This is a genomic window from Azohydromonas sp. (assembly GCF_035325925.1).
Lineage (GTDB): Bacteria > Pseudomonadota > Gammaproteobacteria > Burkholderiales > Burkholderiaceae_C > Calidifontimicrobium.
Window position 1 is genome coordinate 1 of the sequence record NZ_DAOKZA010000065.1, and the last position, 14403, is coordinate 14403.

Annotated in this window: 12 protein-coding genes and 1 pseudogene; 10 read left to right on the forward strand and 3 right to left on the reverse strand. The window is 72.0% G+C overall.

The features are described 5' to 3' along the window. Nucleotides 1-35: 35 nt before the first annotated feature. Both cas1 and cas9 read right to left on the reverse strand, forming a co-directional pair. A complete protein-coding gene (gene cas1 / locus PKC53_RS17090; RefSeq protein WP_324430802.1) occupies nt 36-875 on the reverse strand; it encodes a type II CRISPR-associated endonuclease Cas1 in 840 nt (279 codons plus the stop codon). 5 nt (nt 876-880) lie between these two features. Beyond that, nucleotides 881-4066 (reverse strand): type II CRISPR RNA-guided endonuclease Cas9, encoded by a 3186-nt coding sequence (gene cas9, locus PKC53_RS17095; protein ID WP_324430804.1) that lies wholly within the window; start codon nt 4064-4066, stop codon nt 881-883. A 225-nt stretch (nt 4067-4291) separates the two neighbouring features. Between cas9 and PKC53_RS17100 the strand changes: the two genes are divergently transcribed. Then, complete coding sequence (locus tag PKC53_RS17100) at nt 4292-4555, forward strand: hypothetical protein (protein ID WP_324430806.1); 264 nt, start codon at nt 4292-4294, stop codon at nt 4553-4555. Here the strand turns inward: PKC53_RS17100 and PKC53_RS17105 are convergent. After that, entirely contained in the window at nt 4537-5253 is a 717-nt protein-coding gene (locus PKC53_RS17105) for a hypothetical protein (protein ID WP_324430808.1), read from the reverse strand. The two genes, PKC53_RS17100 and PKC53_RS17105, sit on opposite strands and share 19 nt — an antisense overlap. Before the next feature lie 48 nt (nt 5254-5301). On the opposite strand from PKC53_RS17105, the gene PKC53_RS17110 reads away from it, so the two are divergent. The 9 genes and pseudogenes from PKC53_RS17110 to PKC53_RS17150 form a co-directional block, all read left to right on the forward strand. Next, nucleotides 5302-5931, forward strand: coding sequence for a 2-hydroxychromene-2-carboxylate isomerase (locus PKC53_RS17110; protein WP_324430810.1), 630 nt, complete (start codon nt 5302-5304; stop codon nt 5929-5931). A 16-nt stretch (nt 5932-5947) separates the two neighbouring features. Further along, nucleotides 5948-6355: a rhodanese-like domain-containing protein gene (locus PKC53_RS17115; protein ID WP_324430812.1), complete on the forward strand. Its 408-nt coding sequence runs from the start codon at nt 5948-5950 to the stop codon at nt 6353-6355. Continuing rightward, the gene (locus PKC53_RS17120; protein ID WP_324430814.1) at nt 6352-7188 is read left to right on the forward strand and encodes a DUF364 domain-containing protein; all 837 of its coding nucleotides are present in this window, start codon (nt 6352-6354) and stop codon (nt 7186-7188) included. Before PKC53_RS17115 ends, PKC53_RS17120 begins: the two co-directional genes overlap by 4 nt. A gap of 117 nt (nt 7189-7305) precedes the next feature. After that, nucleotides 7306-8916: a carboxyl transferase domain-containing protein gene (locus tag PKC53_RS17125; protein WP_324430816.1), complete on the forward strand. Its 1611-nt coding sequence runs from the start codon at nt 7306-7308 to the stop codon at nt 8914-8916. Nucleotides 8917-8935: 19 nt separating this feature from the next. After that, nucleotides 8936-10069 carry an acyl-CoA dehydrogenase family protein gene (locus tag PKC53_RS17130; RefSeq protein ID WP_324430819.1) on the forward strand — a complete coding sequence of 378 codons (1134 nt, stop codon included), beginning with the start codon at nt 8936-8938 and terminating at the stop codon, nt 10067-10069. A gap of 398 nt (nt 10070-10467) precedes the next feature. Further along, a complete protein-coding gene (locus tag PKC53_RS17135; protein WP_324430821.1) occupies nt 10468-11247 on the forward strand; it encodes an enoyl-CoA hydratase/isomerase family protein in 780 nt (259 codons plus the stop codon). Between the two features lie 9 nt (nt 11248-11256). Beyond that, nucleotides 11257-11874 (forward strand): DUF4126 domain-containing protein, encoded by a 618-nt coding sequence (locus PKC53_RS17140; protein WP_324430823.1) that lies wholly within the window; start codon nt 11257-11259, stop codon nt 11872-11874. Between the two features lie 75 nt (nt 11875-11949). Continuing rightward, nucleotides 11950-13980, forward strand: a complete 2031-nt coding sequence (locus tag PKC53_RS17145) for a biotin carboxylase N-terminal domain-containing protein (protein WP_324430825.1) — start codon at nt 11950-11952, stop codon at nt 13978-13980. 46 nt (nt 13981-14026) lie between these two features. Further along, nucleotides 14027-14403, forward strand: a pseudogene (locus PKC53_RS17150) (hydroxymethylglutaryl-CoA lyase); the annotation flags it as partial.

Sequence of the window (14403 nt, forward strand, 5' to 3'; positions counted from 1 at the left end):
TTGCTCACTAAATGGTCAGGGGTAGGTGACGCAGGTCATATTGGCACAGGGGGCTGCGTGCACACCATCAGCGGGGTCGCGCCCGACGGCGTGGGCATGTCGTCGTACAGCGTGCGCACCAGCGCACGTTTCGTTTCCGCCGTCACCTCGCGCTCTTCGTTGCGCAACAGCAGCCAGACCCTGAGGTCGATCACCGGCCGGAATGGCTCCATCAGGTCGTCGACGAGGCGCATCGCATTGCCCTCGTTGCTGTGGTGCAGCCCGATCGTCGGGTGCAGGCCGGCGGCCACCACGGAACGGGCCATGCAGGCGCGCAGCACGGTGTAGCCGTAGTTGAGCAACGCGTTGACGCCGCCTGCGTCCTGGTCCCGCCTGAATCCGTCGCCGAACAGGAGCGTCCAGTAGCGGCGCGCGCCCTGGGCCTCGAGGTTGTCGGGGTCGCCCGAGCGCACGCGCGCCGCGAGCGCGGCCAGCGGCGCGCTCGGCGCGCCGGCGGCCTCGAGCGCCGCGGCCTGTTGCTGCAGCTTGGCACGCACGACCTCGGCCCACGCCCGCTTGACCGTGGGCCTGGTCGCGGCGAGCTGCGCGTCGATGCGCTTGCCCTGCAGGTGGTGGCCGTCGATGGGCAGCAGCATCCCGGCCACGTTGTGGTTGGCGGCGCACAGCACGAAGGGTGCGCCGCGCTCGGCGAGCGCGACGAGCAGGTTGTTGGTGTAGCTCAGTCCGTGCGCGTTGCCGATCACCGCGGCGATGTCGTCCAGCGGCACCTGGCCCAGTTCCTTGCGCTCGCCGTCGGTGTCGCGAACGACCATGAAGCCGCGCGACAGCGCGAGGTGTCGGCGGTCGTCGGCGACTTCGACGATCCGACCGATCATCGGCGCTACCCCGGGAAGCCGGGGTCGCGCACCTCGCCGATCGGTGACACGGTCACGCGTCGCGCCCTGGCGCTCTGGAACGACCCCGCCATCTTCGAGACGTAGTTAAAGCCGCTGTCCTTGTCGCGGTTGCGTGCGTCGACGTTGGCTTCGTGATGTTCGGCCATGAACACCTGTCCGTTCTTGGAGATCTTGGCTACCGTCAATAACGGCATGCGCCCGCCCAGTTCGAGTCGGATGCAGTCGCCGTTCGTGAGACGCATCACGAGCGGCCGGCCGTTCTGCGCAAGCCTCGGGTGGCGCAGCCGCCGCCATCCGTGCTCGCCGCCCCCGTGCTCGCGCACGATGCGGTGTGCGTCGAACGTGGAGATCACCGTGCCTTGCCAGCGGCCGCGCTCGTCGCGCCAGATCTCGATGCCGTAGTTACTGTCGCCCTTGTAGCCCTTGTACGCGCGTGGTTCGCCGTGCGCATCGGTACCGTGGCGGTGCACACGGTTCGCGTCGCGTATCGGGATGACGGTCAGCGGTTCGACCAGCTTCGCCCGCCTGATGCCGCGCTCGCGTTGCAGTGTCTCGATGCGCTCGGCGAACGCCTTGCCCGACAGTCCGGCCGTGCGTTGCAGCAGCCAGGCCTTCAACGCTTCGTCGGCAAAGGTCCGCTTCTCGATTTCGGCGGCGCTCCTGAAGCTGTCGAGCATCACGCGGTGGGTCACGCGCCCGTCCGCCCGCAGCCCGTACGCCGTCTCGTTGTGAAGGGCGCCTTCGTAGCCGTGGTCGGGCCGGTGGCTGACGACGACCCGGTCCACGGCGCGAGCCACGTGTTCGCGGTACGTGGGCCAGGGCAGCGGCATGCTCTCGACCAGTCGGTCCAGCTGGCGTTCGCGCGCGTCGGCGCTGGCGGCGGCGAATCGCTGCAACAGACCCTGGTCCGTGACGCCGATCACCGCGGCGTCGACGGCGTGGTGACGATGATCGTCGCGATTCTTGGCGCCGTTGGCGGACAACACGGTGTTCAGCCCGAACTTCCCGCGCAACATGGCGGTCAGGCGACCCGGGATCACGCGCACGCGGTTCGGCGGGCAGACCAGCGACAGGTACTCCTTCGCGATGCGCGAGAGGTACGCGGTGTCGTTCAACGCACGCGCGAGGAAGTCGTCGTCCTCGCGCAACCAGCGCTGATACCCGTCGGGGGCGAACCGCTTCGCCTTGTCCCTCGGCATCAGCGCGGCGCGCTCCAGGATGCCCGCGTAGTCGTAGCCCGCTGGCGAGTGGCCGAAGGCGTCGAACGGTGTACGGTTGCCCTTGTCGCGGTTGGCGCGGCGCAGTGCCACGGTCTTGTTGTTCAGGCTGTCGTCGAGGGTCATCGAGAACGGCAGGATGTGTTCGACCTCGACCTCGTTGGAGAACAGCATCGCCATGCTGATCTGCTCGCCGGTGTAGGGGCAACGGCGGTTGGCGGCGTCACCGGGATTGAGTTCGGTCCACAAGCGCATGAGCTGCAGGTCCGCGGCCGGGACCGGCTGGCCCGCGCGCCCCGGCAGCGCCGCGATCTGCTCGCGGAAGACCTCGTTGTCTCGTTGGCGCTGCGCCTGGCGTTCCTGCTCGCGCTCGCGTTGTTCTCGCCCCTGCTTGAGCTCGCGTGCCACCTCGACGATCACCTCCGACGGGTGTCCGTGGCGGCGGATCAGCGCGTTGACCACCTTGCGCAGCTCGTTGAGGCCGATGTGCACGGTCGGGTTCGCGATGCGTCCGTAGCGGACTTCGGGTGGGTCGTTGGTGCTGCCGCTGCCGAAGGCCACGTGGCGTTGCAGCGCTTCACCGTAGTACGGCAGCGCATCCATCACTTCACCGGTGCGTTCGGCATGCGACAGCACGCTGTGGCTGTCGAACCCTGCCCGTCGCACGGCCTCGTCGTAGGTGACGACGGCACGCCGGAGTTCGGGTAGCACGCTGGCGATGGCCGTTCGGCTGAGGTTGCCGTACCCGGCAACCAGCCCCGCGGCGGCGATGCGCTCGCCGGCGGCCTCGTCCACGCCGGTTCGCGTGGTCAGCCAGTCGACGAGCACCGTCTCGCTGGGCTCGGTCAACAGTCGCTCGACGATCTCGTCCTGCAACGCGGGTGTGAACGCATGCCAGGCCTCGCCGAAGCAATCGGGTTTGGACAGTTCCCGCGTGGTCGCGTTGCCCTTGAGCTTGTCGCGTTTCGCGTCCTGCAGGTTGAACCGGGTCGCGCTTGGCAGCTTCAGGGCCTTCAACACCTTCACGAAGGTGACGTCGCCACGCTCGAGCAGGCCTGCCAGTTCGTCGCGCTGCTCCAGACTCAGTGGCGCCTCGCTCAGGTGCGGGCCGATCAAGCGCAGGTGATTCAGTTCCTGGTAGATGCGAAAGCGTTGCGTGCTGGGCAACGCCAGCGCCGCCCGCGGCTGGTCGGGGATCAGCGTGCAGCGTCCGGGTTGCACGGGGCGCAGCGGGCGCTGGTGCAGCAGGGTGTCCCGAAGCTGTTGGCGCTTGCTGTCGTCGTAGAAGACAGGATCGAAGCTCGCCTGCGCTGCCCACAACCGATCGAATTCGTCGGCGACCATGGCTCGATCGACGTACAGGTCGTAGGCCTTGTCCCTCGCCGAGCGCCCGCGAAGGCGCGCACGCACGCTCTCGCGACGTTCGTGGCGCTGGGCGAGCCACTCGCCGACCGTGCGTGCGCCTTGGGCGGCGAGCTGCTCACGCAGCCTGTGGATCGCGGACTTGATCAGGCCGCTCTCGCTGTCGCGCCGGTCGGTGCGCCGATTGCTCTGGAAGCCGCGCCGCTGATTGAGGTGGAAGACGGCGCGTCCGAAGTGGTCGGGCGCAAGTGGCTTGTCCAGACCATCGCGCCTCAGCACGTAGGGATCGAGCGTGGCCAGCCGACGGCGACCATCGTGGTCGCTGGGCCAGAAGCCGAGAGCGATCAATGCCGCTTCGAGCCGGGCCTTGCGTTTGAGCAGCCGATCGCGCCGGCGGCGCATCTGCCGCGCGAGTCGGCGCGTGACCGCGAGCGAGCTGCCGTCCTTAGGGTTTCGCCCGTCGCCGAAGATGCGCGCGCCCATCCGTATGACCGCGCTGGGCGCGTCGTTGCCGTCGAGCCGGATCAGGCACCATCCGATGGAGGTCGTGCCGAGATCGAGTCCCAGCCGGTATCGCATCCGCTTGAGCATGTCGTCCCCTCCTTGTTGCCGAAGCGATCGGCAAAGGATATCCTCGGCCCGTTCGATGCTCGGGATATGAGCTCTGTCCGCTAACAAGCAGATGCTGCTTCGGCAGATGGATGCACCAAATGGAACGGCCGCTACATGCGGCCGTTCGCTTTGGTAGCGGGCGACGGCGGCGGGGCGTCCGAGCATGCGCGGGACCTGCACACTTCGCCGCCCACGCTGCGCTGCATGAAGAGCGGGACGGCCACTGCCCCTGGGCTGCTTGCGCTGACCGGCTTCGTGGCGTGGGTCGGCGCGGACGTGTCGCTGTGGCTACTCGCGCGCTTCGCGCCCGACACCGCATGCCGGCTGGTGCTGGCCACGCCGCCGTCGATGTATGACGCCGCCGACGCCGGCAAACGCGCGCGTGGCGACGCGCTGCTCGAGTCGATCCGTGCGCCGACGCTGTGCATCGGCGCGCCCGCCGGCGGCGTTCAGCGCGGCGGCAGGTAGCGCCGGTCGCTGTAGGTGGCCAGCCACTCGGGGCGGTAGGCGACGAAGATCGCGCTCAGCATGCCGGTGGTGAACGCGTCGCCCCAGGCGATCAGCCAGCGGCCGACCAGCAGCAGCTGCGTCTCGCTGCCCGGCGGTGCCGGCTGCGTGGCCACCCACAGCGCGCCGGTGACGCTCATCGCCACCAGCGTCGCGCCGAAGCCGCGCGCGAGGATGTAGACCATCAGGTGCCGCGGCAGCCAGCGCCGCGTCGCCAGCCCGACGATCAGCGCGACGCTGGCCGGCAGCACCCCGTTCCACGCCGCCAGGTGCAGCGCCTGCGCGGCCCAGGCCGCCGGCCCGGAGGCCCACGCGGGGTCGCCGATCCACGCGGCGACCGCCGCGGCGGCCAGCGCGGTCCACACCGCCAGCGGCCAGCCGAACATCAGCACCAGCAGCGACGCCAGCGACAGCTGCAGCGGCAGGCCGCCGGGCAGCAGGGACTCGGTGCGCCACAGCCACGGCAGCAGCACCAGCGCCCCCAGCCAGGGGTGGCGCAGCGGCGCGCGCGCCAGCATCGCCCACGGGCGGAACGCCAGCGCCACCGCGGCGGCGCCCAGCACGCACAACCCTTCCCACACCGCCATCGCGCCGCCGCTGTCGTGTCGCAGGGCGCCGATCGTGCCGCGCCGCGCCCCATGGAGGTTGACGTGTGTCAAGGCGACGGAGCGTGCAACGCGGCGGCGCGCGCGTGGTACCTTTGCCGCATGGACAGGCAGGCGAATCACGCGGCGCGCCCGGCGATCGACTTCTGGTTCGACTTCTCGTCGCCGTATTCGTACGTCGCGTCGGAGTGGATCGAGGCGCTGGCCGCCCGGCACGGGCGCACGGTGCGCTGGCACGCGATGCTGCTGGGCGCGACGTTCCAGGCCGCCGAGCTGAAGAGCCCGGTGTCGTACCCGCTCAAGCGCGAGTACTCGATGCGCGACTTCGCGCGCTCGGCGCGCTTCGAGGGCGTGCCTTTCACGCCGCCCGAGCGCTTCCCGATCGCCACGCAGAACGCGGCGCGCGTGTTCTGGTGGCTGCACGACGAACACGACCCGGCGCGCGCCGCGGCTTGGGCGCACGCCGGGCTGCGCGCGTACTTCGCGCGCGGCGTGATGCTCGACGACGCGGCGGCGCTCAAGCGGCTGGCCGGCGAGTCGGGCCTCGACCCCGAGGCGGCCGAGGCGGTGTGGGCCGATCCGCGCTGGAAGGCGCGCCTGAAGCAGGTCAACGAGCAGGCGGTGGCTGCCGGCATCTTCGGCGCGCCGTGGATCGTCGTCGACGGCGAGCCGTTCTGGGGCAACGACCGCAGGGCGCAGATCGAGCGCTGGCTGGCGCAGGGGCCGTTCTGAAGCGCGGAGCGAGGCGATGAAGAAGACCGTGAAGTCGATGGTGCAGGAGGCGATGGACGTCATCACCACCTACAGCATCGAGGACGCGCAGGCGCTGCACGGCATGGACGACGTGCAGTTCGTCGACCTGCGCGACGTGCGCGAGCTCGAGCGCGACGGCGTGATCCCCGGCGCGTTCCACGCGCCGCGCGGCATGCTCGAGTTCTGGGCCTGCGCCGACAGCCCGTACCACAAGCCGGTGTTCTCGTCGGGAAGGAAGCTGGTGCTGTTCTGCGCCGCGGGCTGGCGCTCGGCGCTGGCGACGAAGACGCTGCAGGACATGGGCTTCGACGACGTCGGCCACATCGACGGCGGTTTCGATGCATGGAAGAAGGCCGGCGCACCGGTGGCGGCCAAGCCGGCGCGCGCCGCGAAACCGCGGTGACCGCGGCCGCCGAGACCGTCGACGCGCTGGCGCGCGCCTTCGCGGCGCTGCCGCGGCCGCGCGTGCGCGCGCTGCACCTGCCGCCTTCGCCGTGGAACGGCAGCAAGGACGCCGAGTTCGCCGCGCTCGAGCTCGACGACGGCGCGCTCGGGCTGAGCTACGTGCTGCTCGACGGCGCGCTGGCTGCGCTGCACGGTGCGGGCCGAGGCGGCGGCGTGGTCGGCGTCGACGCGCTCGAACTGGCGCGTGCCTGGCCGCAGGGCGAGGGCGTGCGGCGCACGCTGGGCTTCGCCGCGGCGCATGCGCTGACGCGCAGCCTGTTCGACCGCGCGGGGTACGCACCGCCCGAGGCCACCGACTCGATCGGCGGTCTCGACCCGCAGCCCGGCGAGCACGTCGGCATGGTCGGCTTCTTCCCGCCGCTGGTGAAGCAGGTCACCGCGCGTGGCGCGCGGCTGACGGTGCTCGAGCTGAGGGCCGAGCTCGCCGGCGACCGCGCGGGCTTTCGCATCACGCTCGATGCGGCCGAGCTCGAGGGCTGCGACAAGGTGCTGATGACCAGCACCGTGCTGCTCAACGACACGCTCGACGCGGTGCTCGCGCGCTGCGCGCGCGCCCGCGCGCTGGCGATGATCGGCCCCGGCGCCGGCGTGCTGCCCGACGCGCTGTTCGCGCGCGGCGTCACGCTGATGGGCGGCGCGTGGGTGGTCGACGCCGCGGGCTTCTGCCGCGCGCTCGCCGCGGGCGAGCCCTGGGGCCGGTTCGCGCGCAAGTCGGCGCTGCCGCGCGACACGTACCCCGGCGTCGACGCGCTGGCGGCGCGGTTGCGCTGACGGCGCGCGGCGCGCGGCCCGGGGCGACCCCGATGGCGGCTCCGTAGAATTGACGTTAACGTAAACGTCAATTCACCGCCGCCGGGCACGATGCGCGCGGTCGACCGAGGAGACCCCATGCCCACGCTGCCCTCGCGGCTCGAGCCGCGATCCGACGAGTTCAAGGCCAATGCGGCGGCGATGCGCGCGCTCGTCGACGACCTGAACGCGAAGCTGGCGCAGGTGGCCGAGGGCGGCGGCGCCGAAGCGCGCGCCAAGCACAGCGCGCGCGGCAAGCTGCCGCCGCGCGAGCGCGTCGAGATGCTGCTCGACCCCGACACGCCGTTCCTCGAGATCGCGCCGCTGGCCGCGCTCGACATGTACGACGGCGCGGCGCCCGGCGCCGGGCTGATCGCCGGCATCGGCCGCGTCGCCGGCGTCGAGTGCGTGATCGTGTGCAACGACGCCACCGTCAAGGGCGGCAGCTACTTCCCGCTGACGGTGAAGAAGCACCTGCGCGCGCAGGAGATCGCGCAGCAGAACCGGCTGCCGTGCATCTACCTCGTCGACTCGGGCGGCGCGAACCTGCCGAACCAGGACGACGTGTTCCCCGACCGCGAGCACTTCGGCCGCATCTTCTACAACCAGGCCAACCTGTCGGCGCAGGGCGTGCCGCAGATCGCGGTGGTCATGGGCTCGTGCACCGCCGGCGGCGCGTACATGCCGGCCATGAGCGACGAGACGATCATCGTGAAGAACCAGGGCACGATCTTCCTCGGCGGCCCGCCGCTGGTGAAGGCGGCCATCGGCGAGGTCGTCAGCGCCGAGGACCTGGGCGGCGGCGACGTGCACACGCGGCTGTCGGGCGTGGCCGACCACCTGGCCGAGAACGACCTGCACGCGCTGGCGCTGGCGCGCGGCGTGGTCGACAACCTGAACTGGCGCAAGCCCGACCCGCTGCTGCGCCGGCCGCCGCGGCCGCCGAAGTACGCGCCCGAGGAACTGCACGGCGTCATCCCCACCGACGTGCGCAAGCCCTACGACGTGCGCGAGGTCATCGCGCGCATCGTCGACGCGTCGGAGTTCGACGAGTTCAAGGCGCGCTACGGCAGCACGCTGGTCACCGGCTTCGCGCACATCGAGGGCATGCCGGTGGGCATCGTCGCCAACAACGGGGTGCTGTACAGCGAGAGCGCGATGAAGGCGGCGCACTTCATCGAGCTGTGCTGCCAGCGCCGCATCCCGCTGGTGTTCCTGCAGAACATCACCGGCTTCATGGTCGGGCGCAAGTACGAGAGCGAGGGCATCGCCAAGCACGGCGCGAAGATGGTCACTGCGGTGGCCACCGCGACGGTGCCCAAGTTCACGGTGATCATCGGCGGCAGCTACGGCGCCGGCAACTACGGCATGTGCGGGCGCGCGTACTCGCCGCGCTTCCTGTGGATGTGGCCGAACGCGCGCATCAGCGTGATGGGCGGCGAGCAGGCCGCCAGCGTGCTGGCCACCGTCAAGCGCGACGCCATCGAGGCGCGCGGCGGCGCGTGGAGCGCCGAGGAGGAGGCGGCGTTCCGCCGGCCGATCCTCGCGCAGTACGAACGCCAGGGCCACCCGTACTACGCCAGCGCGCGGCTGTGGGACGACGGCGTCATCGACCCGGCCGACACGCGCCGCGTGCTGGCGCTGGCGATCAGCGCCAGCCTGAACGCGCCGATCCCCGAGCGCCCGCAGTTCGGCGTGTTCCGCATGTGAGCGCGGGCCGCGCCGCCGCATGGACAACGCCTACCTGACCCCCGACCACGAGCTGCTGCGCGAGCAGGTGGCGCGGTTCCTGGCGCGCGAGGTCGAGCCGCACGCCGACGCCTGGGAGCGCGACGGCAGCGTGCCGCACGAGGTGCTGCGCCGCATGGGCGCGGCCGGCTTCCTCGGGCTCATGTATGAAGCCGAGTACGGCGGCGCCGGCGCCGACGCGCTGACCAACCTGGTGTTCGCCGAGGCGCTGAGCCGGTGCACCTACGGCGGCTTCGTCATCACCGTGCTGGTGCACACCGACATGGCCAGCCCGCACCTGCACCACGGCGGCAGCGCGGCGCAGAAGGCACGCTGGATGCCGGGCATCTGCCGCGGCGAGACCATCGCCGCGGTGGCCATCACCGAGCCCGGCGCCGGCTCCGACGTGGCCGGCATCCGCACGACGGCGCGCCGCGACCGCGACCACTGGGTCATCGACGGCAGCAAGCTGTTCATCACCAACGGCGTGCACGCGGACCTGTACTTCGTCGCCGCACGCACCGGCCCCGGCGCGCGCGAGATCTCGATCTTCGCGGTCGAGAAGGGCACGCCGGGCTTCACGGTGGGCCGCCAGCTCGACAAGACCGGCTGGCGCAGCAGCGACACCGCCGAGCTGCACTTCGACGGCTGCCGCGTGCCGGCCGGCCACCTGCTGGGCGAGGAGCACCAGGGCTTCTACGCGGTGATGAAGAACTTCCAGACCGAGCGCATCGCGCTGGCGGCGATGGCCATCGGCCACTGCACGCAGGCGATCCGCCTGACGCTGGAGCACGTCAGGACGCGCCGGGCGTTCGGCGCGCCGCTGTGGGACAAGCAGGTCATCCGCCAGCGGCTGGCGATGTGCGACGCGAAGACGCGCGCCGCGCGCGAGTACGCCTACCACTGCGCGTGGCGCGTCACGCAGGGCCACGACGTCGTGCAGGACGTCTCGCTGCTCAAGGCGCTGACCGGCGAGCTGGTCAACGAGGTCACCGCGACCTGCCAGCAGTTCCACGGCGGCATGGGTTTCATGACCGGCACGCCGGTCGAGCGGCTGTGGCGCGACGCACGCGTGCTGGGCATCGGCGGCGGCGCCACCGAGGTCATGCTCGACGAGGCGGCGAAGAGGTATTGAGAGCCTTGCGATGAATGCCTCGGCGATCCTCGCGCATCGACAGGCCTGCGGCATGTCGATGCGCTCGGCCGAGTCCGTGCCTGCCACCGTTCGCGCGGGCCGAGGCCGGCGGGCACCCTCCCCCTCCATGTTCCCCGGGCCGGGCTACGCCCGCCCCTCCTCCTTCACTTCCGGGGGAGGGCGCCCGCCGTCCTCGTCGGGACACGCCGGCGTTCTTCGACCGTCGAACGTCGATGCCGTGGCTGGATCGGGCTGGCGGGGCAGGCTGCGACCGGAAGTAAAAGAGGAGCCGACGGCCGACGGCCGGCGGCGGGGGACATGGAGGGCGCAGCCTGCCCCGCCGGCCCGATCTCGCGTTGCGGGTCGCGCTTCGCACGCACTGCACAGTTCACGATGACATGACCACGCTCGACATCCAGATCCAGGGCCCGGTGGCGCGGGTGTTCCTGAACCGCCCCGAGGTGCGCAACGCGTTCAACGACGGCGTGATCGCCGAGCTGACCGACGCCTTCTCGCGCCTGGGCGCCGACCCGGCGCTGCGTGCCATCGTGCTCGGCGGCCACGGCAAGGCGTTCTGCGCCGGCGCCGACCTGAACTGGATGCGCGCGATGGCCGGCTACTCCTGGGAGGAGAACCGCGCCGACGCCGAGCGCCTCGCGGCGATGCTGTGGGCCGGCCACAGCTGCCCGCTGCCGGTCGTCGGCCGCGTGCACGGCGACTGCTACGCCGGCGGCGTCGGGCTGGCGGCGATCTGCGACGTGCTCGTCGCCGCCGAGGGCGTCCACTTCTGCCTCAGCGAGGCGCGCCTCGGGCTGCTGCCGGCGACCATCGGTCCGTACGTCGTGCGCGCGCTCGGCGAACAGGCGTCGCGGCGCTACTTCGTCACCGCCGAACGCTTCGACGCCGCCACCGCGAAGGCGCTGGGTTTCGTGCACGAGGTCGTGCCCGAAGACGCGCTCGACGCCAGGGTCGACGCGATCGTCGCGACGCTGGTGGCCAACGGGCCGGCCGCGGTGCAGGCGTGCAAGCGGCTGGTGCACGACGTCGCCGGCATGCCGATCACGCCCGAACTGCGCGCCGACACCGCGCGGCGCATCGCCGACATCCGCGCGAGCGCCGAGGGGCGCGAAGGCGTGCAGGCCTTCCTCGACAAGCGCGAGCCGGCGTGGCGCGCGTGAGCGGCGGCGATGAACGACGTCGACCTCACCCAGCTCGTCGCGCTGGCCGCCGCGCTCGGCTGGGCCAGCGGCATGCGGCTGTACCTGGTGGTGTTCCTCACCGGGCTGGCGGGCCACCTGGGCTGGGTCGACCTGCCGGGCGGGTTGCACATGCTTCAGCAGCCGGCGCTGCTGTGGACCAGCGGCGTGCTGGTGGCCGTCGAGTTCCTCGCCGACAAGGTGCCGCTGGTCGACTCGGCGTGGGACGCGGTGCAGACCTTCGTGCGCATCCCGGCCGGCGCGGCGCTGGCCGGGGCGGTGTTCGCCGGCAGCGGGGTCGACGGCGCGAGCTGGACGGCGATCGCCGCGTTGGCCGGGGGCACGCTGGCCGCCACCGCGCATGCGGCCAAGGCGAGCACGCGCGCCGCGGTCAACACCTCGCCCGAGCCGTTCTCCAACATCGGCCTGTCGCTGCTCGGCGACGTCTCGGTGCCGGCGCTGCTGTGGCTGGCGTGGGAGCATCCGGTGTGGCTGTTCGTCGTGCTCGGCGTCGGGGCCTTCGTGGCGCTGGTGCTGCTGGTACTGACGCTGCGCTTCGTCGGCGTGGTGTGGCGGCGGCTGCGCGGCCGAGCGGCGGCGGGGGCGTGAGAGGGTGGCGCCGATGGCGTTCGGCCGCCACGTCGGCAGCACAGGCAGGCGGCGATCGCGCCGCGGGAGGGTGACGTGTTCAAGAAGATCCTGATCGCCAACCGGGGCGAGATCGCATGCCGGGTGGCCGCCAGCGCGCGGCGGCTGGGCGTGCGCACGGTGGCGGTGTACTCCGAGGCCGACGCGAACGCCCGGCACGTGCTCGCGTGCGACGAGGCCGTGGCCATCGGCGGCGCCGCCGCGCGCGACAGCTACCTGCAGTGGCAGCGCATCCTCGATGCGGCGCACGCCACCGGCGCGCAGGCGGTGCATCCGGGCTACGGCTTCCTCAGCGAGAACGAGGCCTTCGCGCAGGCCTGCGCCGATGCCGGCGTGGTCTTCATCGGCCCGCCGCCGGCGGCGATCCGCGCGATGGGCAGCAAGGCGGCCGCGAAGGCACTGATGGCCCGGGCCGGCGTGCCGCTGGTGCCCGGCTACCACGGCGACGACAACGACCCCGCGCTGCTCGCCGAGCAGGCCGAGCGCATCGGCTACCCGGTGCTGATCAAGGCCAGCGCCGGTGGCGGCGGCAAGGGCATGCGCCGCGTCGACGCGCCGGCGGACTTCGCCGCGGCGCTGGCGTCGTGCCAGCGCGAGGCGCGCGCGAGCTTCGGCGACGACCACGTGCTCGTCGAGCGCTACGTGACGCGCCCGCGGCACATCGAGATCCAGGTCTTCGCCGACGCGCACGGCCGTTGCCTGCACCTGTTCGAGCGCGACTGCTCGGTACAGCGGCGCCACCAGAAGGTGCTCGAGGAGGCGCCCGCGCCCGGCATGAGCGAGTCGCGCCGCGCCGAGATGGGCGCCGCCGCGGTGTCCGCCGCGCAGGCGGTGGGTTACGTCGGCGCCGGCACGGTCGAGTTCATCGCCGAGGAAGTCGACGACGGCGACATCCGCTTCTACTTCATGGAGATGAACACGCGGCTGCAGGTCGAGCACCCGGTGACCGAGGCGATCACCGGCCACGACCTGGTCGAGTGGCAGCTGCGCGTGGCCGCCGGCGAGCCGCTGCCGGCGGCGCAGCCCGACCTGCGCATCCACGGGCACGCGATCGAGGCGCGCATCTGCGCCGAGAGCCCCGACGCCGGCTTCATGCCCGCCACCGGGGCGCTGAAGGTGCTGCGCTGGCCGGCGCACGTCGAGTTCCGCCGCAACGCCGACGCCGAGCCGGCGCACGCGCCGGCGCCGGTGCGCGTCGACAGCGGCGTGCGCGAGGGCGACGCGATCACGCCGCACTACGACTCGATGATCGCCAAGCTGATCGTCTGGGGCGAGAACCGCGCGCAGGCGCTGGCCCGGCTCGACGCCGCGCTGGCCGCGACGCACGTCGTCGGCCTGTCGAACAACGTCGCGTTCCTGCGCCGCGTGGCGGCCAGCACCGCGTTCGCCACCGCCGACCTCGACACCGCGCTGATCGAGCGCGAGCGCGCCGCGCTGTTCGACCGCCCGCCGCTGGCGCTGGAGATCGCCGCGGCCGGCGTGGTCGCTCGCGAGCTGGCCGCCGAGGCCGCGCTCGAGGACGCCGACCCCTGGTCGCGGCGCGACGGCTGGCGGCTGCACGGCGGCGCGCAACGCCGCTTCGAACTCGAGTCCGCCCAGCGCCACCACACCGTGTGGCTCGACCGGCTGCACGACGGCGCGATGGTGCTGCGCATCGGCGAGCAGCGCTGGGCGCTGCAGTGCCGTGCGCTCGGCGGCGCGCTGCACGACGTGGTGCTCGGCACGCAGCGCCACCGCCTGGCGGTGTACGCCGACGGCGAGACGGTGGTGGTGTTCGCCGACGACGGCGACAGCGCGGTGTTGCGCGAGGTCGACCTGATCGCGCACGCCGGCGAGGGCGCGTTCGAGGCCGGCCGGCTGACGGCGCCGATGCCGGGCAAGGTCATCGCCTTCCTGGCTGCCCGGGGCGACGCGGTCAAGGCGGGGCAGCCGCTGGCGGTGATGGAGGCGATGAAGATGGAGCACACCATCGCGTCGCCGCGCGACGGCACGGTGGCCGAGCTGCGGTTCGCCGTCGGCGACCAGGTCGGCGAGGGCGACGAGCTGCTGCGCCTGGCCGACGAGTGACGAGCGCCGATATCATCGTCGGTTGTCCCGCCGAAGGAAGCGCGCCATGATGCCCAGCCACGTCACCCTGGTCGACGTCGGCCCGCGCGACGGGCTGCAGAACGAGAAGCAGCCGGTCGACGCGGCGCACAAGATCGAGCTCGTGCACCGCCTGCAGGCCGCCGGCCTGCGCGAGATCGAGGTCACCAGCTACGTCAGCCCGAAGTGGGTGCCGCAGATGGCCGACAACGCGCAGGTGATGGGCGGCATCCGCCGCGCGCCGGGCGTGCGCTACAGCGTGCTGGTGCCGAACATGAAGGGGCTCGAGGCGGCGCTGGCGGCGCCGGCGTTGCCCGACGAGGTGGTGGTGTTCGGCGCCGCCAGCGAGGCGTTCAGCCGCAAGAACATCAACTGCTCGATCGCCGAGAGCATCGAGCGCTTCGC

What these genes read in the sequence shown, in the direction of transcription:
- cas1 (WP_324430802.1), bottom strand. Translation starts at nt 875, where the DNA reads ATGATCGGTCGGATCGTCGAAGTCGCCGACGACCGCCGACACCTCGCG.
- cas9 (WP_324430804.1), bottom strand. Translation starts at nt 4,066, where the DNA reads ATGCTCAAGCGGATGCGATACCGGCTGGGACTCGATCTCGGCACGACC.
- PKC53_RS17100 (WP_324430806.1), top strand. Translation starts at nt 4,292, where the DNA reads ATGAAGAGCGGGACGGCCACTGCCCCTGGGCTGCTTGCGCTGACCGGC.
- PKC53_RS17110 (WP_324430810.1), top strand. Translation starts at nt 5,302, where the DNA reads ATGGACAGGCAGGCGAATCACGCGGCGCGCCCGGCGATCGACTTCTGG.
- PKC53_RS17115 (WP_324430812.1), top strand. Translation starts at nt 5,948, where the DNA reads ATGAAGAAGACCGTGAAGTCGATGGTGCAGGAGGCGATGGACGTCATC.
- PKC53_RS17125 (WP_324430816.1), top strand. Translation starts at nt 7,306, where the DNA reads ATGCCCACGCTGCCCTCGCGGCTCGAGCCGCGATCCGACGAGTTCAAG.
- PKC53_RS17130 (WP_324430819.1), top strand. Translation starts at nt 8,936, where the DNA reads ATGGACAACGCCTACCTGACCCCCGACCACGAGCTGCTGCGCGAGCAG.
- PKC53_RS17135 (WP_324430821.1), top strand. Translation starts at nt 10,468, where the DNA reads ATGACCACGCTCGACATCCAGATCCAGGGCCCGGTGGCGCGGGTGTTC.
- PKC53_RS17140 (WP_324430823.1), top strand. Translation starts at nt 11,257, where the DNA reads ATGAACGACGTCGACCTCACCCAGCTCGTCGCGCTGGCCGCCGCGCTC.